Below are 24143 nucleotides of genomic sequence, written 5' to 3' on the forward strand. Positions count from 1 at the left end.
ACGGGTTCGCTGCCGGGTTGGCAAGGGCTGTTTTGAAATAACTGTCAAAAAAGTGGAGAAAAGTACTAGCTACTCGTTTTAGCCTTACGCATAACGGCTAATACAGGGCCTGAAGCCACGTAAGTGCCAAATAGCAATAACAGCATTACCGAAGGCTCGACTGAGATCAACACAAACGCTAGCACTATGGCTAGCAGCACAACAAAAGGTACCGGCTTTTTAAAATCGAGATCTTTGAAGCTGTAGTAACGGATATTACTCACCATCAACACACCCGCCGCGGCTACCACCACTAACATCAATAGTTTGAAACCAAAGGCATCAGCATCAAAGCTATGAAAGGTCCACACACTGGCCGCCACTAGCGCTGCGGCGGAAGGGCTTGGCAAACCGATAAACCACTTTTTATCTACGCTGCCAATCTGGACATTAAAGCGTGCTAGGCGAAGCGCCGCGCAGGCAACATAGAGAAAAGCTACGACCCATCCCGTCTTACCGATGTCCTGAAGAATCCAGGTAAAGGCAACTAAAGCAGGCGCCATACCAAAGGAGATCATGTCAGCCAAGCTGTCGTACTCAGCGCCGAATTCACTTTGCGTATTGGTCATACGGGCGACACGGCCATCCAGGCCATCCAGTACCATGGCAATAAAGATCGCAACGGCAGCCGAGGTAAACTCACCATTAATGCCCGCTACTACTGCAAAAAAACCGGCAAAAAGCGCCGAAGTGGTAAATAGATTGGGCAGCAAATAGATACCTCGACGGCGAATCTTTTTACCGTCCTCTACGGCCTCTTCGACTACTTCGGTTTCACGCAAGAAGGCAGCCGCCAAATCTTCGTTGCCGCCCACTTCTGACTGATGAGCGCTATCTGGCTGCTCCGCTTTATCAGAAGGAGCCGAGTCCGGCTGGCCTGGATTTGACTGATCAGAGTTTGAGTGCTCTTGATCGCGAGCGTCCTGTGTCATAGTTTTCATCCATTAAAAGTGAAGTCACGGGAACCGTAGTCGCTTTCATTCTACACGGTGAGTGCCACTCAGCCAGCCAATTGCTGCATTGATGCCCTGCGTCAGCGAGCGCTAACAGGTTAATAACTAAAAAGCGCCGCTCCGGGAAAAGAAGCGACGCTTATGCTTACATTTAAGTGTTGGCCTTAAAGGCTAAGTATTTTAGTGCTTAAAGCGACAAAACCTTATCGCCCCGGGCAATACCCGAGACCCCAGTACGGGCGACCTCAAGAATGCCCACCGGTGCCATGGCCTGAAGGAAAGCATCCAGTTTGCCCGCATCGCCGGTGATCTGCACGGTATACAGGCTTGGCGTTACGTCAACGATCTGCGCGCGGAAGATATCCACCGTGCGCTTCACTTCATCACGCGCCGCGCCTAGCGCTTTCACTTTAACCAACATCAGCTCGCGCTCGATATGGTTGCCTTCGGTGAGATCCACCAACTTAACCACATCGATCAGCTTATTGAGGTGCTTGGTGATCTGTTCAATCACACGGTCGTCACCTATGGTGGTGACCGTTAAGCGCGAGAGCGACGGGTCTTCAGTAGGCGCCACGTTAAGCGTTTCAATGTTGAAGTTACGCTGGGAGAATAGCCCGACTACACGTGACAGCGCACCCGGTTCGTTTTCTAACAGAATCGAGATGATATGACGCATCAGGTACGCTCCGTTTTAGACAGCAGCATGTCGCGCATGGCACCTAACGGCACCTGCATCGGATAGACGTGCTCATGGGGATCGACCTTCACGTCAAGAAAGACCAGCTCGTGCTTATCAGCAAACGCACGCTCCAGTGCAGGCTCCAACTCATCAAGCGTATTGACGGTAATGGCGGTAAACCCATACGCCTCAATCAACATATGGAAGTCCGGCAGCGACTCCATATAGGAGTGCGCGTGGCGTGACTTATAGTTCAAGTCCTGCCACTGACGTACCATACCCAACGACGCATTATTAAGGTTGACGATCTTAACGCCCACCCCGTACTGCTTACAGGTGGAGAGTTCCTGCATCATCATCTGGAAGCTACCTTCACCGGTGACACACACTACGTCATCATCCGGGTAGTTCTGCTTGATACCCATGGCGGCGGGGAAACCAAAGCCCATGGTGCCCAAACCACCTGAGGTGATCAGTCGGTTGGGTTTATCAAACTTGTAGTACTGCGCCGCGAACATCTGGTGCTGACCAACATCGGTAGTCACGTAGGCTTCGCCTCGGGTTACCCGACAAAGCGCTTCAATAACTTCCTGTGGCTTAAGCGCTTCATCCACCTTGGAAGGCTCATAAAGCTTGCCTTCACGGTCGGCACGCCAGCCATCAATCTTTTCCCACCACTCAGTCAGTGCTTCAGGATGGGCAATTTTATGCCCCTGCACCAAACTGATCATCTCATTGATAACGCTGGAGGCAGGACCCACGATAGGCACATCGGCACGCACCGTTTTAGAGATCGAGCTCGGATCAACGTCAACGTGGATGATCTTCGCTGTAGGACAGAACTTCGATGTGCTGTTGGTCACGCGGTCATCAAAGCGCGCCCCTATGGCAACAATCAGATCAGCGTGGTGCATGGCCATGTTCGACTCATAAGAGCCATGCATGCCCAGCCAGCCCAAACACTGCCGGTCACTTTGAGGATATGCGCCAATCCCCATCAAAGTAGTGGTAATCGGGTAACCCAGCTGCTTGACCAAATCGGTCAGACCTTCGCTGGCTTTGCCCGTGACCACGCCGCCACCGGTATAGAATACCGGGCGCTTGGCTTTGAGTATCATCTCAACGGCTTTTTTAATCTGCCCTGTGTGGCCACGCGTGACAGGGTTGTACGAGCGCATCTTGACCTTTTTCGGATAGATGTACTCATAGCGCTCGGTGGGAGCCGTCATATCTTTCGGGATATCAACCACCACCGGGCCCGGGCGGCCTGTGGCGGCTAAATAGAACGCCTTTTTGAGCACTTCCGGTATTTCAGACGGGTGGCGAATCGAGAAGCTGTGCTTCACGATGGGGCGCGTCACACCGACGATATCGGTTTCCTGGAAGGCATCTTCACCGATCAGATGACTTGCCACCTGGCCACACAGCACTACCATGGGAATGGAGTCCATGTAGGCAGTGGCGATGCCGGTGACGGCGTTGGTGGCACCGGGGCCTGAGGTAACCAGTACGCAGCCGGGCTTGCCTGATGCACGGGCATAGCCATCGGCGGCGTGGGTAGCCGCTTGTTCGTGACGCACAAGAATGTGCTTCACTTTGTCCTGGCGGAAGAGTGCATCGTAAATATGCAGCGCTGCACCGCCGGGGTAACCATAAATGTATTCGATGCCCTCATCTTGCAAGAAGCGGGCGATCATATCTGCGCCGGAAAGCAGTTCCACTGTATTTCTCCCCTGGAGGTCTCGAGTGCGATCCGCAGGACATCCTGCGGTGTCGAGTGCGGCGGTATGCCGCTGCCGGCCCAAGCCGGCACCTGATGCCAAACCCTGGCAGATGGCCCGGTTAGGGCCTGCACTCTTGTCGGGAGAGGGTGATTTATGCCGACATAAATCACCCGCTCCCTTACACGGCAGTTCGCCGTGTCGGGGCGTTGGCCAGGTTGGGCGGTTAGCCCAAGCCCGGAAGTCCTTCGGCGGGTAGAGGCTCTCGCCTACCCTTCGCGCGGTAATTAGGGGTTGCCCGTTGGATCCGCGCCCGCAAATCAGGAACTGACAAGATTCCATTAGCGCCCTCAGCCTGTCAACCTCCGATCAGATCAAACGCAACAAAGGTCGCAAGAAGCCATTAAAAAAGCCCCGCCAGCAAAGCTAACGGAGCTTTTTACCTATTCAATTGCGCAAAGTCGCGGTGTTAGTCGCGGCATCAATTATGAGCTAAACACCAACTTACCCTCTTCTGCGTTGATATGGATGGTATCACCAGGGGCAAATTTGCCACCCAGCAGGTCTTGCGCTAGCGGGTTTTCAATACGGCTCTGAATCGCCCGCTTGAGTGGCCGCGCCCCGTATACGGGGTCGAAGCCCACCACCGCCAGTTGCGCCATGGCCTCTGGGCTAACCTCAAGCTTCAGGTCGTGTTCGGCAAGGCGCACTTTCAAGCGCTCCAACTGAATGCCGGCAATAGCCTGAATCTGCTCTTGGCCCAGGGCGTGGAAGACCACCACTTCATCGATACGGTTGATGAGCTCAGGCCGGAAGTGGTTACCCACCACCTCCATGACCATGTTTTTCATTACCTCATAATCGCTATCTTTATCAGCACTGACGTCACCGCCCATGCGCTGGATAATGTCAGAGCCCATGTTCGAGGTCATCACGATCACGGTGTTGCGGAAATCCACCGTGCGGCCCTGGCCATCGGTTAAGCGGCCATCTTCCAATACCTGCAGCAGGATATTGAAGACATCCGGGTGGGCTTTCTCCACCTCATCCAGCAGCAGCACCGAGTAAGGCTTGCGGCGCACGGCCTCGGTCAGGTAACCACCCTCTTCGTAGCCGACGTAGCCAGGAGGCGCACCGATCAAGCGGGCCACGGAGTGCTTCTCCATAAACTCCGACATATCGATACGCACCATCGCCTCTTCGGTATCGAACAGGAAGTTGGCCAGAGACTTACACAGCTCAGTCTTGCCCACGCCAGTGGGGCCGAGGAACAGAAACGAACCGTTGGGGCGGTTAGGGTCAGAAAGACCGGCCCTGGAGCGGCGTACCGCATTGGCCACTGCCTCGACGGCCTCATCCTGGCCAATCACCCGCTGGTGCAACGCCTCTTCCATACGCAGGAGCTTATCGCGCTCGCCTTCGAGCATTTTGGAGACCGGAATGCCCGTCCAGCGGGAAACCACCTCGGCGATCTCTTCTTCAGTGACGTTAGAACGCAGTAGCTGATGGCTTGAGGTATCCGCTTCACCTTCGCCGCTTTCGGCAATCCTCTTCTCAAGCTCTGGAATCTTACCGTATTGAATTTCCGACATCCGACCCAGGTCGCCCTGGCGGCGAGCCTGTTCAAGGTCAATGCGTGCCTGCTCAAGCTCGGCTTTAAACTGAGCAGCCCCTTGAATACTGGCTTTCTCGGCTTTCCAGATTTCATCAAGATCAGCGTATTCGCGCTCTAGCTCGTGAATCTGGGTATTGAGTGCTTCCAGGCGTTTTTTGGTGGCCTCGTCGGTCTCTTTCTTAAGCGCCTCACGCTCCATTTTGAGCTGGATCAGGCGGCGATCAAGGCGATCCATCGCCTCTGGCTTGGAGTCCAGCTCCATACGAATCCGCGAGGCGGCTTCGTCGATCAGGTCAATGGCCTTATCGGGCAACTGACGATCAGTGATATAGCGGGTCGAGAGCTTGGCTGCAGCAATAATCGCCGAATCGGTAATATCCACGCCGTGGTGCACTTCGTAGCGCTCTTTCAAGCCGCGAAGGATCGCCACGGTGTCCTCTTCGGAAGGCTCATCAACCAGCACCTTCTGGAAGCGGCGCTCCAGAGCAGCGTCTTTCTCAATGTACTTGCGGTACTCATCAAGGGTGGTCGCCCCCACGCAGTGCAGCTCGCCGCGGGCCAGGGCAGGCTTGAGCATATTGCCTGCATCCATGGCACCTTCGGCTTTGCCTGCGCCGACCATGGTGTGCAGCTCGTCAATAAACAGGATCACCCGGCCTTCTTCCTGGGAAAGCTCCTTGAGCACCGCTTTCAAGCGCTCTTCAAACTCACCACGGAATTTGGCACCCGCCAATAGCGAGCCCATATCCAGCGAGAGCACGCGCTTCTCTTTTAAGCCTTCCGGAACCTCGCCGTTAACGATGCGCTGGGCCAACCCTTCAACAATGGCGGTTTTCCCCACCCCCGGCTCGCCGATTAACACTGGGTTGTTTTTAGTACGTCGTTGCAACACTTGAATCGTACGCCGAATCTCATCGTCACGGCCAATCACCGGGTCGAGCTTGCCGTCCAGCGCGCGCTGGGTAAGATCCATGGTGTATTTATTGAGCGCTTCGCGCTGATCTTCGGCGTTGGCATCGTCGACGGTAGCACCGCCTCGCAGGCTGTTAATGGCGGCTTCGAGAGATTTACGGTTAATCCCCGCGTCTTTAAGCAGCTTGGTAATCGCTGAATTCATTTCCAGCGCTGCCAATAGAACGAGTTCACTGGCGATAAACTGATCACCGCGCTTCTGCGCTTCGCGATCAGTTAAGTTAAAAAGCTTGATGAAGTCCCGCGATGGCTGCACTTCGCCGTCGAACTGCCCCACCTTGGGTAGGTTATCCAACTGCTGCACTAACCCATCGCGCAGACGCGAAGGATTGCCCTCGGCTTTTTCAATCAAGGCTTTAATACCGGTGTCTTTGGTGTCAAGCAGGGCCAACAGCAAGTGTGCGGGGTCTAGCTGATTATGGCCGCGGCCAACGGCCAGCGACTGCGCTTCGGCAATCGCACTTTGAAGCTTGGCGGTAAATTTATCAAAACGCATGGAGTTCCTCCTGGGGTAGCCGTGCGTTTGGACGCACCGCGTGACCCGATAACGTGTCATTAGACGTGCTAAATCACTATTAGCTTGACAAGTTAAATGGCGTCAGTTCCATGGCTTTTCAAGAGGTGGTGGTGTAAACCGCTGGCTGATGAAAGCTTTAATTCACATTAATTGATCCAGATCACGCTTGCCATTCGCCCGGTTTTGCCGCCATCACGACGGAAGGAGTAGAAGCGCGACTCGCAGGCGGTACAGAAGTGGCCACCGCTTATATGATTGACGCCCAGTGCCTCTAACCGAAAGCGCGCCAGCCGGTATAAGTCGGCCATGTAATGACCCAACCGGTAAGGGCTATGGTCAAAGGCGTCAGCGGTATCCGGGTGAACGGCAACAAAGGCGCCGTAAACTTCCGGACCAACCTCAAATTGAGCGTTAGAGATAGCAGGCCCTAACCACACCAGAATATCGTCTGGGTCAGTGTTCAGCGCGGCAATAGTTGCTTCCAGCACACCGCCCGCCAAACCCCGCCAGCCAGCATGGGCAACCGCCACCTGGGTACCCGCTCGATTGCAGAACATCACCGGCAGGCAGTCTGCCGTCAGTACGACGCATGCGTACTCATTGGAGGTCGCAAGGGCGGCATCTGCGTCGGCAGCCTCAGGCTGATAAAACTGCTGTACACGGGCGCCGTGGGTCTGGTTCAGCCACAGCAGAGGCCGCTCATCGCCAATTTCCTTTTGCAGCAAACGACGACACAACGCCACATGATCAGCATTATCGCCGACATGGGAGGCGGTATTGAAAGCGGCAAAATCACCCTGGCTAGGCCCCGATTCACGGGTCGTCACAAAGGCACGCACATTGGTCGGCGCTGGCCAGTCGGGCACTAAAAGCGTTGGCCGTAAATTAATGGCATCGCTCATCGCATGGTCTCATTATCTTCGCGCAGGTAATCCAACAACATTAACAAATCATCAGGGAGGTCTGCCTGAAACGTTAATGTTTCGCCGCTTACCGGATGTTTGAAAATCAACTTACGCGCGTGAAGGGCCTGACGAGGGAACTCGCGCAGGATCTCTTTCAGCGGTTCAGCGGCCCCCGGTGGTAACTTGGCACGACCACCATACATGGGGTCACCAATTAACGGATAGCGAGCATGGGCCATGTGCACGCGAATTTGGTGGGTACGTCCCGTTTCCAACTTACAGCGCACATGAGTGTGAGCACGGAAGCGCTCAACCACGCGAAAATGGGTAATAGCGGGTTTACCCGAAGCCGTCACGGCCTGGCGTTTACGGTCTTTAGGGTGACGACCAATGGGTGCGTCAATGGTGCTACCCGACACCGGCTTACCAATCACCACAGCATCGTACTGACGCGACACGCTACGCGCCTGCAACTGTTCAACCAGGGCCGTTTGGGCGGGCAGCGTTTTCGCTACCATCATTAAACCAGTCGTATCTTTATCCAAACGGTGAACAATGCCTGCCCGGGGCACTTCGGCAAGCGACGGCTGATGATGCAGCAGTGCATTTAATAGTGTGCCATCCGGGTTGCCCGCGGCAGGATGCACCACCATACCGGCAGCTTTGTTGATGACCATCACCGTGTCGTCTTCGTAAACGATATCCAGTGCAATGTCCTGGGCTTCAAAGCGCGTGTCGTCTTCGATGGTGGCCTGAAGCGCCAACACTTCATGACCATGCAGCTTGGCTTTCGGCTTGGCTTGCGCGCCGTCCACCGTCAACTCACCAGCGTTAATCCACGCTTTTAAGCGTTCGCGGGAGTAATCGCTGAACAACTCAGCCGCCGCTTGGTCTAATCGCGCACCGGCCAACGTAGCGGGCACGCGCTGCGTGTCTTCAACTGTTCGAGACATGAAAAACCTCTTTTAGACGCAAAAACCCCAGCCCCGACATGGAAAAATAAGCTGTGACAACACCCGACGAAACGTCGCTAAGCCTGCGTTTTGAGCCGAGGTGTTTTATAGTGGGCGGACTGCGACCTATTCTACCATTTCTACTTATGGCCATCGCCGCTTTTTGGTGATTGAGGCTTGTTTGCAACGAGGATGATGATGCGCGTTTTTTCAGCTGCCAACCGCTTTGGTGCTCTAGCCCTAAGCCTTGCCCTTCTAGCGGGCTGTGCGAGTAACGATACAAGTGAAGAAGAGGACGATGAATTTGCTGGGGTTCAAGAGCGTGAGCTCTATGAGCTGGCCCGCACAGCCCTCGACAGCAACCGCTACCCGATTGCGATAGAGCGTTTAGAAGCACTCGATACCCGCTACCCGTTTGGCGCCCATGCTGAGCAAGCCCAGCTCGAGCTGATCTATGCCTACTATGAAAACAGCGATTGGGAAGAAGCCCGGGCAGCGGCTAGCCGCTTTATTCGCCTTCATCCTGACCATCCCCAGGTGGATTACGCGTACTACTTACGTGGTCTTTCCGCCTGGCAAGCAGGCCGCTTCAGCCTGGAGCGCCTACGCCTGATTGATATTTCCAAGCGCGACCTGGGTGCTTCCCGTGATGCCTACAATGACTTCCGCGAGCTGATTCAGCGTTATCCGCAGAGTGAATACGCCGCTGATGCCCAGCAGCGTATCGTCTACCTACGTGAGTTGATGGCCCGCCACGAACTGCACGTTGCCGATTACTACCTGCGTCGTGGCGCCTATCTAGCAGCGGTTGAACGCGGTCGCTGGGTAATCGAAAACTACCCAGAGTCGAACGCTACCCGGGATGCCCTAGCCACCATGGTGGAAGGCTATCAAGGCCTAGACATGGATGACCGCGCCAATGAAGTCCTCGCAGTACTGCGCGAGAACGCGCCCGATCATGAGCAATTGCAGGGCAGCCGCTTTGTTCCCAAGCACGTAGGCCAAAATGATTAAACCACTAATGTAGTACCGCCTAGCAGGCCTAAAAACCACGCAGCAATGCGTGGTTTTAGTTCATACATTTTCTAAATTCCAGGCTCCGCTTACTCGCCGGGCTGCCAGCCGTTGACGATCGGATAGCGGCGGTCGCGCCCAAAGCCCCGCGGCGTCACCCGGACACCAATGGGCGCCTGGCGGCGCTTATACTCGCAGCGGTCAACCAACTTCACCACTTTATAGACGTCTTCAGCGTCAAAGCCACCGGCGATGATCGCTTCAGCGCTCATGTCGCCTTCGATATAGCTTAATAAGATAGCGTCGAGCACGTCGTAATCGGGTAACGAGTCGCTATCCTGCTGATCCGGCGCCAGCTCCGCACTGGGTGGGCGCTCAATCACCCGCTCGGGGATCGCGGGTGATTGCGTATTGCGCCAGCGAGCCAAGCGATACACCCAGGTTTTATACACGTCTTTGATAGCATTAAAACCGCCCACCATATCGCCATACAGCGTGGCGTAGCCCACCGCCATTTCACTCTTGTTACCGGTAGTCAGTACCATCAAGCCTTTTTTATTGGAGATCGCCATCAGCAGCACCCCGCGACAGCGGGACTGCAGGTTCTCTTCGGTGGTATCTCGCTCAGTTCCCGCGAAGCTCTCTGCCAGCGTGCCCATAAAGGCTTCTACCATGGGCTCGATCGGCATGATCTCGTAGTGGACGCCGAGCATTTTAGCCTGTTCTGCCGCATCCTGCTTGGAGATATCCGCGGTGTAGTGGTAGGGCATCATCACCGCCTGCACCCGTTGAGGGCCCAGTGCGTCAACCGCAATCGCCAGCGAAAGCGCTGAGTCGATACCGCCGGAAAGCCCCAACACCACGCCCTCAAAACCGCTCTTGTTGACGTAATCGCGCAGCCCGGTAACCAACGCACAGTAAAGGCTCTCTTCCGGTTCTACCTCGGGGTCAATCTCTCCGGCTTGGGGTTCCCAGACCGTCGCGCTGGTTTGCAAAAACTGAACTGGCATCAGGCCCGCCTGCCAATACGGTGCCAGCACCTGCAGCTCACCGCTGGCGTTAACGCAGCAAGAGCCGCCATCAAAGACCAGTTCATCTTGGCCACCGATGGTGTTCACATACACAATTGGAAGCTGCGTATCCTGGGCGTGTTTCTCCAACAGGCGCAGCCGTTCCGCGGGCTTGTCCTGGTGATAGGGAGAGGCGTGCAAGGAAACCAGCACCTCAGCGCCCGCTTGCGCGGCGGCCTTAACCGGCACGCCATCCCATAGGTCTTCGCAGATCACGATGCCCAGTTTGGCGCCTTTATGCTCATACACCAGCGTTTCAGTGCCGGGCGTGAAATAGCGCTGCTCATCGAACACTTGGTAGTTAGGCAGCGCCTGCTTGGCGTACTCAGCTTCCCACTGGCCGTTGTAAAGTAGGCCCGCCAAGTTGTAACAGCGGCCTTCCCGCACGCCGGGATAGCCAATGATCACCAACACATCACTGGCGACCTTCGATGCCATTAGCGCGCGAGCTTCACGCAGGCGGGTTTCCATTGAGGGGCGCAGCAGCAGGTCTTCCGGTGGGTAGCCTGACAAAAAAAGCTCTGGAAAGACAACAATATCCGCCCCATGCTCAATCCGCGCTTCGCGCACTGCTTCAATCGCGCGTGCGGCATTGCCGGGAATATCCCCGACCAGAGGATCGAGTTGGGCCATTACCAGCGTTAAGTCTTGCATGGGCGTCAAAATCTCTTGAGAATCTTTAAAATAGGGTTACACCGACATAGTCGTATTGTCCCGCAAGGGCCGCCAACTGGCAAAGGCTGCGGGTCTATCCTAACGCCTTGTGCCTAGATTCCCACTTCGGGAGACACAAAAGGATGAACCTCTTGATCATTCGGCTGATTATCTTCGCCGTTATATTCTATGCCGGTTTAAAGCTATACGGCATATACCGGCAACGTAAGCTTGAGCATGAAGCGCAGCATAAAAAAGTCAACCGCCACGAGGGTGGCAAAATGGTGCGCTGCCGCTGGTGTGAGGTACACGTTCCTGAAGACGAAGCACTGCGTGACCAGGAACAATGGTTCTGCTCCAGCGCCCATCGCGACCGCTACCTGCAGGAGCAGCAGGATAAAGACGGCACACCTTAAGCTTGTATTAGCCGCTCTGACGTAAGCTGGTAAGGCGCGGGGTCAATTAGCGGCTCGCGCCCCAGCAGTTGATCCACCAGTAAATGTGTCGAGGCAGGCGCCAGCACCAAGCCGTTGCGATAGTGCCCGGCATTGACGAAGACGTTACTCCATTCAGGCAGCGCGCCGATAAAGGGAATGCCCGTAGGGGATCCAGGCCGCAGGCCGGCCCACTGATGCGCTACCGGGCACGTTGCCAAAGCGGGCAGGATAGCTTCAGCACTCTGTTTTAGCGACGCCAATGCCGCCTCATCGGTGCTCTTGTCAAAACCCACCTCTTCCAGCGTAGAACCGACCAATAGCAAGCCATCTGCACGCGGAATAATATAGCGCCCATCTTTTAACACCACGCGCTGCACCAACCCTTTGGGTGCTTGGTAAGCGATCATCTGACCTTTAACGGGTCTTACCGGCAACTGCACATTCAACTGCGACAAGAGCTGTGCAGCCCAAGCACCGCCGCAAACAATAATGCGTTCAGCCGTTATCGTCCCCTGAGACGTCACCACGCCTTCAACGATGCCCTCTACTTTGCCACCCTGTTGAATAAAACCACTGACCTCGCACTGCTCTTTCAGCGTTACCTGGGGCATCGCCGCTAACCGCGCCTTCAACGCCTTGGCTAAACGCGGATTGCGCACACTGCCCAGCGTCGGCATCCATAGCGCGCTATCGTCAGCCATTGCTACACCAGGCTCTTTAGCGTGAACAAAGTCTGCCCCTACCCGCTCTAGCGGTTTCCCCAGCTGGCGTGCCCATTGCAGCGCTTTGTCAGCATCGTCCACATTTAGGTAGAGCAGCCCTTTTTGACGATATTCGGGGTCAATACCAGTCTCTTCCAATAAGCGCAGGGCCAAAGAGGGGTAAACGCCTTCCGACCAGCGGGAAAGTTGCGATACCGCAGCGTCGTAGCGCCAGGGATAGAGCGGTGAAACGATACCACCGCCCGCCCATGATGCCTCTTTACCGCACTCACCTCGATCAACCAGTGTGACCTGGTGACCGGCATCGGCTAACTGCAGCGCTGTCATCATACCGATCACGCCGCCGCCAATAATTAAGAAATCGCTCACAAAATTGTCCGTTTTGGCTTACATAAAAAAAGCGTAGCGCCGCCTAGGATGACCTATTAACGACGATATGTTCGCTACTGATAAAGGAGAGTGAGCATAGCGCGGGCGATAACAAGGTCAAGTGAGGAGAGGCGATGAGCAGTTTCCATATCAAGACGCACACCACACCTGAAAGCGGGTTTACGCTGCTTGAGCTACTGATCACGCTGCTGTTGGTTGGAATCATCGCCGCCTGGGGTCTACCCAATTTTCAAGCATTGGGGGAGCGTACCGCACAGACTAGCGAGGTCAATCGATTCCAGAGCGCGTTTTCGTTCGCGCGCAATACAGCGATTAGCCAACGCCGCCAGTTGACGCTTTGCCCAGCCTCGCAAAACCGTGAAGCTTGCGCTAATGACTGGAGTGGAGAGCTTATGATTGTGCGAGGCAATAAAACCGATAGCATCACTGAAGACGATATTTTGCGCATTGTGCCCGGGCAACAAGGCACACAAGTGACTTATAACCGGGGCTGGTCGCGAATCCGTTATAGCCCGTTGGGCTATACCAGCGGTTATAACGGCAGTTTTGCTATTTGCTCAAGCAGCGGCGCCAAAGGAAAGAAACTGGTACTCAGTCAATTGGGCCGCCTTAGGATCGACGAAGCACCTATCGATTGCCAGGCGCTTCATGCAGCAAATGTTTACCCGGCAATACCGTCTAAATAGCGCTCGGCATCCAGCGCTGCCATGCAGCCGCTGCCCGCCGAGGTAATCGCTTGCCGATAAATGTGATCCATCACATCGCCGCAGGCAAACACGCCCGGTACGCTGGTCGCGGTTGCATTCCCTTCAAGGCCTGAGTGCACTTTGATATAGCCGCCGTTCATGGCTAACTGGCCAGCAAAGATCCCCGTGTTGGGGCTATGGCCAATGGCAATAAACAGCCCAGGCGCATGGATCTCTTTGCTTGAACCATCTTTCGTGGATTTAACCCGAACGCCTGTAACGCCGGAGTTATCGCCGAGCACTTCTTCGACTTCCTGAAACCACTCAAGAGCGATTTTGCCCGCCTCAGCTTTCTCGAAAAGCTTATCTTGGAGGATTTTTTCCGCCCGCAGCGTGTCTCGGCGGTGTACCAGGGTCACTTTGGAAGCAATGTTAGAGAGATAGAGCGCCTCTTCCACGGCGGTATTGCCGCCGCCCACCACAATGACTTCCTGATTGCGGTAGAAAAAACCGTCGCAGGTAGCGCAGGCCGACACCCCTTGACCCATAAACTGCTGCTCAGTGGGCAGACCCAGGTAACGGGCACTGGCGCCGGTGGCCACGATCAGCGCATCGCAGGTATAAATGCCGCTATCGCCTTTTAAGGTAAAAGGTTTTTCGCCTAAGCTAACCTCATTGATGTGATCAAACAGCACCTCAGTATTGAAACGTTCGGCGTGCTGCTTCATGCGCTCCATCAATTCCGGTCCCTGTACGCCTTGAGCGTCGCCGGGCCAGTTATCCACATCGGTTGTGGTGGTCAGTTGGCCACCCGCCTGAATACCGGTAATTAGCAGCGGCTTCAGGTTGGCCCGAGCGGCATAGACGGCAGCCGTATAGCCTGCGGGACCGGATCCAAGAATAATCAAACGCTCATGACGAGTTTCCATGACACCACCTTGTAAATATCTGACTGATAGCTTTGTCGCTAGCTGTGTTAATAGCTTTGAAAAAATTAGCCACAGAGTCTGCCTGAAATGGTGCCAAGTACAAGCTATTGCAAGGTTTCATCTACGCTATTAGGCGAAGAAACCTTGAAAGCCTCTGTGCAAAGACCCATGTGTTATTACTAAATCAACGCCATACTGGGGGGAAACCCATACCAAAGAAAGATCGTGACCGTCATGCTGAGCACAGCGCTCAGCAACCAGAGGAGAGAGATATGAGCAAGATACCCGATACGCTAAACACCCTAGAGGTTGGTAGTAAAACGTATCACTACTACAGCCTGCCCCAAGCGGCCGAGACCCTGGGCAGCATTGACCGCCTTCCCAAGACGCTCAAGATTCTACTCGAAAACCAGTTGCGCTTCGCCGACGACGAAAGCGTAGATCAGGAAGATATGCAGGCCCTGGTCGACTGGCAGGCCGAGGGCAAATCCAGCCGTGAAATCGGCTACCGCCCGGCGCGGGTACTCATGCAGGACTTTACCGGCGTGCCCGGCGTGGTGGACTTAGCCTCCATGCGCGCCGCGGTAGAAAAACTGGGCGAAGACCCGGCGAAGATCAATCCTCTTTCCCCCGTCGATCTCGTGATTGACCACTCGGTAATGGTCGATAAGTTCGGCAATCCGGCGGCGTTTCAAGAGAACGTCGATATCGAAATGCAGCGCAACCGCGAGCGCTATGAGTTTCTACGCTGGGGCCAGCAGGCGTTTGATAACTTTAGCGTGGTGCCCCCCGGTACCGGCATTTGCCACCAGGTCAACCTGGAGTACCTAGGCAGAACGGTATGGACGAAGAATGAAGACGGCAAGACCTTTGCCTACCCCGATACCCTCGTGGGCACTGACTCCCACACCACCATGATCAACGGCCTGGGCGTGCTTGGCTGGGGCGTGGGCGGTATTGAAGCCGAAGCAGCCATGCTCGGGCAGCCGGTGTCGATGCTGATCCCCGAAGTGATTGGCTTTAAATTAACCGGCAAGCTACGCGAAGGTATTACCGCCACTGACCTGGTACTCACCGTTACCGAGATGCTGCGTAAAAAAGGCGTGGTGGGTAAATTTGTCGAGTTCTACGGCGATGGTTTGAAAGACCTGCCGCTGGCGGATCGTGCCACGATCGCCAATATGGCCCCCGAGTACGGTGCTACCTGTGGTTTCTTCCCGGTAGATGATGAAACCCTGAACTATATGCGCCTGACGGGGCGTGAAGATGAGCAAGTCGCCCTGGTGGAAGCCTACAGCAAGGCCCAAGGGCTGTGGCGTGAACCTAATGACGAACCGATCTTCACCGACGCCCTAGCACTGGACATGACCGAGGTAGAGGCCAGCCTGGCCGGCCCCAAACGTCCTCAGGATCGCGTGGCGCTGAAAGACATGGCGGCGGCCTTTGACAAGTTCATGCAGGAAGACGTCAACGCGGATGCCAACGCAAAGGGGGAACTCTCTTCTGAAGGCGGCCAAACCGCCGTGGGGGTGAGGCGCAGCTTCGAACATGACACCAGCCAAGCTGTTAAGCTTGATGACCATGATTTCAGCCTTGACCCCGGGGCGGTGGTGATTGCAGCGATTACCTCGTGCACCAACACCTCCAACCCCAGCGTGATGATGGCCGCCGGGCTGCTGGCACGTAAAGCGCGTGAAAAAGGGTTAACCACGAAGCCCTGGGTGAAAACCTCCTTGGCACCAGGTTCCAAAGTGGTCACCGATTATCTGGAAGCCGCTAAATTAAACGATGACTTGGATGCACTGGGCTTCAACCTGGTCGGCTACGGCTGCACCACCTGTATCGGTAACTCCGGCCCGCTGCCTGATGAGATCGAAAAAGCGATCAACAGCGGCGATCTTGCCGTGGCCTCGGTGCTCTCCGGCAACCGTAACTTTGAGGGCCGCGTACACCCGTTGGTCAAAACCAACTGGCTGGCCTCGCCGCCCCTGGTGGTGGCTTACGCCCTGGCGGGTAATGTCCAGCTTGACCTTACCCAGGCGCCGTTGGGCAAAGACAGCAACGGCGACCCGGTCTACCTCAAAGATATCTGGCCCAGTCAGGCCGAGATTGCCAGCGCCGTCGAACAGGTCAACACCGCCATGTTCCGTAAAGAATACAGCGCGGTGTTTGAGGGTGACGACGTCTGGAAAGCCATCGACGTGTCAGAAAGCAAGGTCTATCAGTGGCCTGAATCCACCTACATTCAGCACCCGCCCTTCTTTGAAGGCATGGGCCGCGAGCCGGATGCCATCGAAGATGTGCACAGTGCCCGCGTGCTCGCCATGCTGGGTGATTCGGTGACCACCGACCATATCTCCCCTGCTGGTGCCATCAAGCCTGACAGCCCCGCCGGTCGCTATCTGCAAGAACACGGCGTCAAGCCGGTCGACTTCAACTCCTACGGCTCACGCCGGGGTAACCATGAAGTCATGATGCGTGGCACCTTCGCCAACGTGCGGATCAAAAACGAGATGCTCGATGGCGTGGTCGGCGGTGAAACACGCCACGTACCCAGCGGCGAGCAGATGGCCATTTACGATGCGGCCATGAAGTACAAAGAGGAAGGCAAACCGCTCGTCGTGATTGCCGGCAAAGAGTACGGTACCGGCTCGTCGCGGGACTGGGCGGCCAAAGGGACCCGTTTGCTGGGTGTTCGCGCGGTGATTGCTGAATCCTTCGAGCGTATTCACCGCTCCAACCTGATCGGCATGGGCGTTGTACCACTGCAATTTGCCGAAGGCGAAAGCCGTCAAACGTTGGGCTTGACCGGCGATGAAGAGATTTCGATTGCCGGTTTAAGCGACCTGACCCCAGGTGGCACGGTCAACATCGTGATCAAAAATGCCGACGGGGAACGTAGCGTTGATGCCAAGTGCCGAATTGATACGGTAAACGAGCTGGCTTACTACCGCCACGGTGGTATCCTTCACTACGTGTTGCGCAAGATGATCGGCGCAGCCTAAAGGGTAAAACCTACCAATGCTTGCATGCCCCCACCTCGGTGGGGGCTTTTTTTGCTAATGACAGAAAATATAAAGCACGGAATTTAAAGAGCTCTACGCTCTCCAACCAAAGAGATAATTCCTCCCACTTACACACGTGCTTGTTCCGTCAGTATGCTAACGAGCTCAGGTAGCGTCGACTGTGAGTGCCCAGCGGCATCTGCAGCGCTTAAAACGTTGTAAATGCCTGCCGCCGATCCTTGAGAAGCACCAGTGTCACTTGCCATCGTTAAGTAGTAGCCCAAATCTTTATGGGCATTCGCTATGCTGAAACGAAAGCCACTGTCGTCACGTGCGAGGATATAAGGGCGTAAGCGCTCAAGAACGGTGCTCGAACCTCCCCCCTTAGCGAGAACATCAATTAACACATCTGGGTCTATTCCACCCAATTCTGCACAGGCCGCCGCTTCGGCAAGCACTGTAGAAAAGCCGACCGAAACGAAGTTATGTAACAATTTTAACTTATGGCCAGACCCAGCTGGGCCCGCGTGCACGATATTTTCCGCATAGCTTTCTAGAAGAGGCAACTGAGCCTCAAAAAGCTCACGGTCACCACCCACAATCAGGTTAAGCCGCCCCTCACGTGCCTCCTTAGGTGTTCGCGTCATAGGAGCATCTAGGAACCGTCCCCCAACTGCTTCCACAGCCTCTGCTATTTTCAATGTTGAACTGGGAATCGCCGTTGAACAGTCAATAACAACCGTACCTGGTTGCAGCCCTTGTAAAATCCCTTCCTCACGTAATAAGACATCCTCAACCTGCGGGCTACCGGTCACACAAAGTATAATGACATCACAATGGGCCGCCATAGACTTGGCGCTACTGAAGGCAGTCGCCCCGTTGGCGAGTAATTCATCGGTCGGTTGATTACCAGAATGTTCTAGAAAGCTAAGAGACCAATTGTGCCGCTGGAGACTAGTGGCAATCCCATGCCCCATCAAACCAATGCCCGCCATGCCAATCTGCTGCTTTTCACCATTACTCATTGTGATGCGTCCTGTGCTGCATAAGCGTCAGGGCTCCCAAGCCCACCCATACAGAGATACTTAATTTCAATGTAATCATCGATGCCGTATTTAGACCCCTCACGACCAATACCAGACTCCTTGACGCCTCCGAACGGAGCCAATTCACTAGAAATGATCCCCTCGTTAATACCTACGATACCGCACTCCAAAGCGCCTGCGACGCGCCATACACGTGCAATGTCCCGTGTATAGAAGTAACTCGCTAGTCCCAGAGATGTATCATTTGCCTGACGAATCACGTCCCTCTCATCAGTGAAGCGCAATAATGGAGCCACAGGGCCGAAAGTTTCATCATTCATGAGTAACGAATCGGGAGAAACATCCGTTAGTATCGTTGGCTGAAAAAAGTTTCCCCGCAGGGAGTGGCGCTGCCCACCTAATTTAACTTTAGCCCCCTTAGCTTTCGCATCGTCGATATGCTGCACTACCTTTTCGACAGCAGCTGCGTTTATCAAGGGCCCTAACGTCACCCCATCTTCGAGACCATTACCCACTTGCTGTGCACTGACAGCCATCGCTAACCTATCTGCAAATTCTTCATAGATTTTATCATGAACAAAAATTCGATTAGCACATACACAGGTTTGACCGGTGTTCCGAAACTTGGAAGCCATTACTCCCGCTATCGCCTGTTCAATATCAGCATCTTCAAAGACAATAAAAGGTGCATTACCACCTAACTCCATCGAGACTTTCTTAACGGTTTTAGCACATGCTTCTAGCAGCACTTTTCCTACTTCGGTCGAGCCGGTAAAAGAAAGCTTTCGCACTTTTGGGTTCTCGGTCAACGCGCCCCCCACTACACTGGATCGTCCCGTGACCACATTTAATACGCCTTTAGGTACACCCGCTCGCTCAGCAAGTTCTGCCAGAGCTAATGCTGAATAAGGCGTGCTAGAAGCCGGTTTGACGATAACGCTACAACCAGCCGCCATAGCTGCAGCGGCCTTTCGGGTTATCATCGCATTGGGAAAGTTCCATGGAGTAATAGCAGCCACCACTCCGACGGGTTCCTTGGTCACTAAGATGCGGCGATCATTTGCATGAGCGGGAATTACATCGCCATAGATTCGTTTGGCTTCCTCAGCAAACCATTCGATAAAAGATGCTCCGTAGGCAATTTCGCCTCGGGCTTCCTGAAGCGGCTTGCCCTGCTCAAGAGTAAGGAGATAAGCGAGATCTTCCTGATGAGCCATGCACAAGTCGAACCATCGCCGCAAAATCTCGGCACGCTGTTTCGCCGTATTGGACTTCCAAAGAGGAAAAGCTCGGTCAGCTGCCTCGACTGCGGAGCGCACTTGAGTTTCAGTCAGATCAGGAATCGTTCCCAAAAGCTCATTAGTAGCAGGATTGATCACCTCAATTACAGCCTGATCGTCAGCATCCGTCCAATGCCCATCAATGTAGCAATTTTGTCGAAATAAAGCGGAATCTGTTAGTTGCATGTTATCTCCTCAATAGTTGCTATTTTAGATGATGCAGTTGGTAGGGCGCTGGCCACTTTTTAATTCATCCAGGCCATCAATAAGCATAAAACCCATGGCATTTCGTGTTTCAGTCGTAGCACTACCGATATGTGGACTGAGATATATATTTTCCAACTCGGCATAGCGGGGATCAATATCAGGCTCTCCCTTAAACACATCCAGCCCCGCTGAAAACAAATGGCCATTTTTAAGGGCTTGGATTAGTGCATCATCATCGACGACATCTCCCCTTGAAATATTAATCACTACTGCCCCCTTGGGGAGGAGCTGTATTTTTTCCTGGTTAAGAAATCCTTTTAAGCTATCGCTGCCCGGCGCATTAATAGAAAAAAACTCACTCTTAACCAATAGACTATCCACCGTTTCATGGTAGATAGCCCCACACTCCAGCGAGGGATCTAAGCGATGCCGATTATGGTAATGAATCACCATTTTGAACGCTCTAGCGCGCTCGGCAAAAGCCTGCCCTATGCGTCCCATACCTAAAATGCCCAGTTTCTTTCCTGTTAGCTCTTTGCCCAACAACTGCGTAGGCCCCCATCCCGTCCAACGCCCGCTACGTACCATTCTGTCGGCTTCATGCCCGCGACGCGCTGCGTTTAACATGAGCATCATGCCTACTTCAGCGCAGGCGTCACTCAATACATCGGGGCTATGAAGCACTTTAACGCCATACTCTTTAGCAGCCCCTAAATCAATATGATCGACACCTACTGATAAGGTAGCTACTACGCGTAAAGTGTCTGATAAAGCATCGAAAACTGAGCGTGGTAGTGACTCTGTTACCGATACGAATAGCACCTCACATCCTCTAGCCTGTTCGGTCAATTGAGAGACTGAGAGCCTACTGTCAGAATTGTTGCATCGGACTCTATATCGATTTTTAATTTTCTCTTCTACTAACGGCGGATAGCGTCGAGCCAAAAAGGCTGTCGAATTTTCAACAACTTTCTCCATATTGTTATCTCCTTTCAATGGCGGCCCAAAACAACTTAAAACTCGCTTATCATTATCGTTAATAATACTCAGCCAACTCTTAGCCTTCTTAAACCCCATTACCCCCTATATTTTTTACATAATCACATCTGAACATCTCGCTTTCTTCTGGTGTTGCTCGCTCTAACAAAAGGCATAACAACCATAAGGATCAGCAAAGCAGCGCATAGAGATAGAATCCCAGCACTAATCGGAGACTCAAGGAACACCATCGGATTCCCTCTTCCAATCAGCAGCGCACGCCGCAGATTTTCTTCCATCATGGGACCCAAAATAAGGCCAAGAAGAAGAGGTGACGCAGGACATCCAAGCTTTGCAAACAAGTAACCTGCAGCTCCCAGACCCGCTAAAAGATATAATTGGAATGAACTATTAGATACGCTGTATACGCCAACACAGAGAAATACCATTATGGCCGGATATAACATGCGGTAAGGAATAGAGAGTATTTTTATCCAGACATTGATGAATGGAATATTCACCCATAACAGTAAAAAGTTACCTACCCACATACTTGCGATTAATCCCCAAAACAACTCAGGGTGAGAGGAAATAACACGAGGGCCGGGGGCAATCCCATGCATGATTAGCGTACCCAGAATTAAGGCCCCGACGGCATCACCTGGAATCCCAAGAGTCAGGGTAGGAATATATCCAGTTTGGGCCGCAGCATTATTGGCAGCCTCTGGGGCAACGACACCTTCTATCGCTCCTTTTCCAAAACGCTCAGGCTGTCTACTTACTCGTTTTTCGACGGTATACGCCATAAATGAGGCAATCGTTGGCCCAGCCCCTGGCAATGCACCCAGGAATGCCCCAAGTGGCGTGCCTCTCAATATCGCACCTACTGAACGCTTAGCCTCATCACGAGTGGGTAACATTGAACGCCAGCCGCCCACTTGCTGAACCATATGCCTTTTAACATGAGGCTCAAGATTAGCGATTACTTCAGCTAGCCCAAAAAATGCCATAGCCACAACAATAAAGCTGATGCCCTCAGCCATGATCGGTATGCCAAAAGTGAACCGCATCATTCCTGAAACGATGTCCATGCCAACCATACCCAACAGTAAGCCTATTATGACCATTCCTATAGAATGCAGAGGCAACTCGCTAGAAGCTGCCGCAGCCGCTATTAAGCCCAACAGCATCATGCTGAAGTATTCAGCCGAACCGAACTCCAAAGCCACCTGGACAATCGCTGGAGCCGCCAAGCCAACAATGACCAATGCTGCGCAGCCACCAATAAATGATGCAATGGCAGTCATAAAAAGAGGGACGCCCGCTCGCCCCTGCTTCGCCATAGGGTAGCCATCTAACGCCACAACGGCGGAAGCAGGCGTGCCAGGCAAGTTCAGTAAAATAGACGCTGTTGACCCCCCATAGAGCCCTCCGTAAAAAATCCCGGACAGCATGATGAGCGCCTCAAGAGGATCCAAGCCAAATGTGAAGGGCATTAGCATGGATATAGCCGTGACAGTTCCAAGCCCCGGAAGTACGCCGACAAAAGTGCCCAACACTACGCCCACGAAACAATAAAATAAGTAATTCCAAGATAAGGCAACCGTGAAACCGCTACCTAGATTGGCTAAGTTCTCAAGCACGCCCATTATTATTGTCCCCACAGTCTGAATGGCAGCCCCAGCAGCAGACTGAAAACAATTACCGAGAAAGCTGTCATCCCAAATGCAATAAGAAAGTTTTCCTTCCAGCGTGTTTCCTGAGTAGCAAATCCTGATATCAGAACACATGCCATGCAGGCAGCAATCAGGCCTAATCGGTCAATCAACACACCAAAGGCCAAAATGGATAACGAGAGGGCAACAACCGGCCTTAAATACATTGCCGGCATAGGAGTAAATTTGCGGCGCCACAGCGATTTCGCCGAAATTCCTACTCCAACTAGTACCAACAAACTCCCCAGGATCACGGGGAAATAACCAGGCCCCATTCTTCGTGCACTACCCATTCCGTAATCAGCGGCACCCAGCGCAAACATCCCGCCAATTAGAATGAACACCAGCCCCGTTATCACATCACGATCCTTAAGCATTACAGACATCGTCAGCTTCCTCAGTAGTAATGGCGCTAAACGTAGCAAGGGCCTTCAATAAGGGGATGTGCGGCAACAAAGTCTTCATCGACCTCCATCCCCAGACCAGGTGCCTCAGGTGGAGCAATCATTCCGTCTGCATCAACATCCAGTCGCCCTGACACCATATCCGTTCGGAATGGATTGTCCGCTGTCGCATCAGCCTCGAAGTAGCCAGGATTATCGATTGCCGCAAGAAGGTGCAAAGACGCAGCCATATTTAATGCTGTCATTGAGCTGTGAGGATGGATCTTTAACTTACGTGCCGACGCCATGGCAGCAATGCGTAAAATCTCAGTCATACCACCGCATTTTGAAAGGTCAGGTTGCAATACTGTTACAGCATCTTGTTCAATCAAGCGTTGAAATTCATAGCGGGTATAATGGTTCTCACCTGCAGCGATGGGGGTACGGCCCAACGCTGCAGCCTTGCCATATGCGTAGTCGTCATAGGGTGGGAATGGCTCTTCAAGCCAGCCAACATTACAGTCATCAAGTGTAGGCATTAATTGACGGATCTGATCCAGGTCATAGGCCGCATTCACATCGGTTAATATATCGATCTCGTCACCCAGTGCCTTCCGCACAGCCTGAACCCTTGCGGCATCTCTTGCTGGAGTATCCCCCAGGCGCAATTTGAGAGCACGATAACCAGCCTCCACGTAACTCACAGCCTCTTCGACTAACGCACCTGTCTCTTGATACCCCAACGTAAGTCCTCCCGCGTATGCTTTAAGCTTCCGTGGTGCACCGCCTAATAGACGAAAAACTGGCCATCCCACTGCCTTACCTCGAATATCCCAAAGCGCTAGATCGATACCACTGATGGCGATAGCTGTACCGGCACCAAACCCATGAGTGGCGAGATGGCCACGATAGAGTCGATGCCAAATACCGGTGGTATCACGCGGGTCCATACCAATGATCAAGGGCCGCAATGTAGTCTCAATCAGTTTAGCGATTGCCCCCGGGGAGCGGCCGTGATGCGCCTCCCCCCAGCCAACTAAACCATCGTTTGTAATGACCTTAACCAATACAGCATCGCGCTTTACCATCCGCCCCACTCCCATGCGAAAGCTGGTACCTTGAGGTACACGGTATGAAATCGGATGAACAGTAATTTCTGAAATCTTCATAGCAATATCTCCCAGTTCTTCATTTCTAAGCACTGAAGCACTTATCAGCCAAGCGCGATTTTTATGAGGCAATCTAAAAAATGCTGTAATATTATATTACA

Annotated in this window: 19 protein-coding genes; 4 read left to right on the forward strand and 15 right to left on the reverse strand. The window is 53.6% G+C overall.

The window, feature by feature from the left end:
- Nucleotides 1–65: 65 nt before the first annotated feature.
- The 6 genes from pssA to rluD form a co-directional block, all read right to left on the reverse strand.
- Entirely contained in the window at nucleotides 66–971 is a 906-nt protein-coding gene (gene pssA, locus HZU72_RS22090) for a CDP-diacylglycerol--serine O-phosphatidyltransferase (RefSeq protein ID WP_180095961.1), read from the reverse strand.
- Nucleotides 972–1179: 208 nt separating this feature from the next.
- Nucleotides 1180–1671: an acetolactate synthase small subunit gene (ilvN, locus tag HZU72_RS22095; protein WP_009287561.1), complete on the reverse strand. Its 492-nt coding sequence runs from the start codon at nucleotides 1669–1671 to the stop codon at nucleotides 1180–1182.
- Nucleotides 1671–3395, reverse strand: coding sequence for an acetolactate synthase 3 large subunit (locus HZU72_RS22100; RefSeq protein ID WP_180096014.1), 1725 nt, complete (start codon nucleotides 3393–3395; stop codon nucleotides 1671–1673). Before HZU72_RS22100 ends, ilvN begins: the two co-directional genes overlap by 1 nt.
- Nucleotides 3396–3880: 485 nt before the next feature.
- Nucleotides 3881–6478 (reverse strand): ATP-dependent chaperone ClpB, encoded by a 2598-nt coding sequence (clpB, locus tag HZU72_RS22105; protein WP_180095963.1) that lies wholly within the window; start codon nucleotides 6476–6478, stop codon nucleotides 3881–3883.
- A gap of 167 nt (nucleotides 6479–6645) precedes the next feature.
- Nucleotides 6646–7401 (reverse strand): peptidoglycan editing factor PgeF, encoded by a 756-nt coding sequence (pgeF, locus tag HZU72_RS22110; RefSeq protein ID WP_180095965.1) that lies wholly within the window; start codon nucleotides 7399–7401, stop codon nucleotides 6646–6648.
- Nucleotides 7398–8357 (reverse strand): 23S rRNA pseudouridine(1911/1915/1917) synthase RluD, encoded by a 960-nt coding sequence (rluD, locus tag HZU72_RS22115; RefSeq protein WP_009287556.1) that lies wholly within the window; start codon nucleotides 8355–8357, stop codon nucleotides 7398–7400. Before rluD ends, pgeF begins: the two co-directional genes overlap by 4 nt.
- A gap of 198 nt (nucleotides 8358–8555) precedes the next feature.
- Between rluD and HZU72_RS22120 the strand changes: the two genes are divergently transcribed.
- Nucleotides 8556–9371 (forward strand): outer membrane protein assembly factor BamD, encoded by an 816-nt coding sequence (locus HZU72_RS22120; RefSeq protein WP_180095967.1) that lies wholly within the window; start codon nucleotides 8556–8558, stop codon nucleotides 9369–9371.
- An 89-nt stretch (nucleotides 9372–9460) separates the two neighbouring features.
- On the opposite strand, the gene HZU72_RS22125 is transcribed toward HZU72_RS22120, so the two are convergent.
- Nucleotides 9461–11095, reverse strand: coding sequence for an NAD+ synthase (locus tag HZU72_RS22125; protein WP_180095969.1), 1635 nt, complete (start codon nucleotides 11093–11095; stop codon nucleotides 9461–9463).
- 143 nt (nucleotides 11096–11238) lie between these two features.
- Here HZU72_RS22125 and HZU72_RS22130 point away from each other — a divergent pair, with 143 nt between their 5' ends.
- Entirely contained in the window at nucleotides 11239–11511 is a 273-nt protein-coding gene (locus HZU72_RS22130) for a PP0621 family protein (protein ID WP_022522015.1), read from the forward strand.
- On the opposite strand, the gene thiO is transcribed toward HZU72_RS22130, so the two are convergent.
- Nucleotides 11508–12623, reverse strand: a complete 1116-nt coding sequence (gene thiO / locus HZU72_RS22135) for a glycine oxidase ThiO (RefSeq protein WP_180095971.1) — start codon at nucleotides 12621–12623, stop codon at nucleotides 11508–11510. The genes HZU72_RS22130 and thiO overlap by 4 nt on opposite strands.
- A 134-nt stretch (nucleotides 12624–12757) precedes the next feature.
- On the opposite strand from thiO, the gene HZU72_RS22140 reads away from it, so the two are divergent.
- Entirely contained in the window at nucleotides 12758–13330 is a 573-nt protein-coding gene (locus tag HZU72_RS22140) for a GspH/FimT family pseudopilin (protein ID WP_180095973.1), read from the forward strand.
- On the opposite strand, the gene trxB is transcribed toward HZU72_RS22140, so the two are convergent.
- Nucleotides 13306–14259 carry a thioredoxin-disulfide reductase gene (gene trxB / locus HZU72_RS22145; RefSeq protein ID WP_180095975.1) on the reverse strand — a complete coding sequence of 318 codons (954 nt, stop codon included), beginning with the start codon at nucleotides 14257–14259 and terminating at the stop codon, nucleotides 13306–13308. The genes HZU72_RS22140 and trxB overlap by 25 nt on opposite strands.
- 272 nt (nucleotides 14260–14531) lie before the next feature.
- Here trxB and acnA point away from each other — a divergent pair, with 272 nt between their 5' ends.
- Complete coding sequence (acnA, locus tag HZU72_RS22150) at nucleotides 14532–17264, forward strand: aconitate hydratase AcnA (RefSeq protein ID WP_180095977.1); 2733 nt, start codon at nucleotides 14532–14534, stop codon at nucleotides 17262–17264.
- A 128-nt stretch (nucleotides 17265–17392) separates the two neighbouring features.
- Here acnA and HZU72_RS22155 read toward each other — a convergent pair whose 3' ends face one another.
- From HZU72_RS22155 to HZU72_RS22180, 6 genes are all read right to left on the reverse strand, one after another.
- Nucleotides 17393–18289 carry an NAD(P)-dependent oxidoreductase gene (locus HZU72_RS22155; RefSeq protein WP_235976210.1) on the reverse strand — a complete coding sequence of 299 codons (897 nt, stop codon included), beginning with the start codon at nucleotides 18287–18289 and terminating at the stop codon, nucleotides 17393–17395.
- Nucleotides 18286–19776 (reverse strand): NAD-dependent succinate-semialdehyde dehydrogenase, encoded by a 1491-nt coding sequence (locus tag HZU72_RS22160; RefSeq protein WP_180095979.1) that lies wholly within the window; start codon nucleotides 19774–19776, stop codon nucleotides 18286–18288. The genes HZU72_RS22155 and HZU72_RS22160 overlap by 4 nt, the downstream gene beginning before the upstream one ends.
- Nucleotides 19777–19800: 24 nt before the next feature.
- Entirely contained in the window at nucleotides 19801–20775 is a 975-nt protein-coding gene (locus tag HZU72_RS22165) for a 2-hydroxyacid dehydrogenase (RefSeq protein ID WP_180095981.1), read from the reverse strand.
- A gap of 122 nt (nucleotides 20776–20897) precedes the next feature.
- A complete protein-coding gene (locus tag HZU72_RS22170; RefSeq protein WP_180095983.1) occupies nucleotides 20898–22424 on the reverse strand; it encodes a tripartite tricarboxylate transporter permease in 1527 nt (508 codons plus the stop codon).
- Nucleotides 22425–22426: 2 nt separating this feature from the next.
- A complete protein-coding gene (locus HZU72_RS22175; protein WP_180095985.1) occupies nucleotides 22427–22876 on the reverse strand; it encodes a tripartite tricarboxylate transporter TctB family protein in 450 nt (149 codons plus the stop codon).
- A gap of 26 nt (nucleotides 22877–22902) precedes the next feature.
- Nucleotides 22903–24042, reverse strand: a complete 1140-nt coding sequence (locus HZU72_RS22180) for a mandelate racemase/muconate lactonizing enzyme family protein (protein ID WP_180095987.1) — start codon at nucleotides 24040–24042, stop codon at nucleotides 22903–22905.
- Nucleotides 24043–24143: the final 101 nt, after the last annotated feature.

The sequence above is a fragment of the Vreelandella sedimenti genome (assembly GCF_013416325.1).
Lineage (GTDB): Bacteria > Pseudomonadota > Gammaproteobacteria > Pseudomonadales > Halomonadaceae > Vreelandella > Vreelandella sedimenti.

What these genes read in the sequence shown, in the direction of transcription:
- pssA (WP_180095961.1), bottom strand. Translation starts at nt 971, where the DNA reads ATGACACAGGACGCTCGCGATCAAGAGCACTCAAACTCTGATCAGTCA.
- ilvN (WP_009287561.1), bottom strand. Translation starts at nt 1,671, where the DNA reads ATGCGTCATATCATCTCGATTCTGTTAGAAAACGAACCGGGTGCGCTG.
- clpB (WP_180095963.1), bottom strand. Translation starts at nt 6,478, where the DNA reads ATGCGTTTTGATAAATTTACCGCCAAGCTTCAAAGTGCGATTGCCGAA.
- pgeF (WP_180095965.1), bottom strand. Translation starts at nt 7,401, where the DNA reads ATGAGCGATGCCATTAATTTACGGCCAACGCTTTTAGTGCCCGACTGG.
- rluD (WP_009287556.1), bottom strand. Translation starts at nt 8,357, where the DNA reads ATGTCTCGAACAGTTGAAGACACGCAGCGCGTGCCCGCTACGTTGGCC.
- HZU72_RS22120 (WP_180095967.1), top strand. Translation starts at nt 8,556, where the DNA reads ATGCGCGTTTTTTCAGCTGCCAACCGCTTTGGTGCTCTAGCCCTAAGC.
- HZU72_RS22125 (WP_180095969.1), bottom strand. Translation starts at nt 11,095, where the DNA reads ATGCAAGACTTAACGCTGGTAATGGCCCAACTCGATCCTCTGGTCGGG.
- HZU72_RS22130 (WP_022522015.1), top strand. Translation starts at nt 11,239, where the DNA reads ATGAACCTCTTGATCATTCGGCTGATTATCTTCGCCGTTATATTCTAT.
- HZU72_RS22140 (WP_180095973.1), top strand. Translation starts at nt 12,758, where the DNA reads ATGAGCAGTTTCCATATCAAGACGCACACCACACCTGAAAGCGGGTTT.
- trxB (WP_180095975.1), bottom strand. Translation starts at nt 14,259, where the DNA reads ATGGAAACTCGTCATGAGCGTTTGATTATTCTTGGATCCGGTCCCGCA.
- acnA (WP_180095977.1), top strand. Translation starts at nt 14,532, where the DNA reads ATGAGCAAGATACCCGATACGCTAAACACCCTAGAGGTTGGTAGTAAA.
- HZU72_RS22155 (WP_235976210.1), bottom strand. Translation starts at nt 18,289, where the DNA reads ATGAGTAATGGTGAAAAGCAGCAGATTGGCATGGCGGGCATTGGTTTG.
- HZU72_RS22160 (WP_180095979.1), bottom strand. Translation starts at nt 19,776, where the DNA reads ATGCAACTAACAGATTCCGCTTTATTTCGACAAAATTGCTACATTGAT.
- HZU72_RS22165 (WP_180095981.1), bottom strand. Translation starts at nt 20,775, where the DNA reads ATGGAGAAAGTTGTTGAAAATTCGACAGCCTTTTTGGCTCGACGCTAT.
- HZU72_RS22170 (WP_180095983.1), bottom strand. Translation starts at nt 22,424, where the DNA reads ATGGGCGTGCTTGAGAACTTAGCCAATCTAGGTAGCGGTTTCACGGTT.
- HZU72_RS22175 (WP_180095985.1), bottom strand. Translation starts at nt 22,876, where the DNA reads ATGTCTGTAATGCTTAAGGATCGTGATGTGATAACGGGGCTGGTGTTC.
- HZU72_RS22180 (WP_180095987.1), bottom strand. Translation starts at nt 24,042, where the DNA reads ATGAAGATTTCAGAAATTACTGTTCATCCGATTTCATACCGTGTACCT.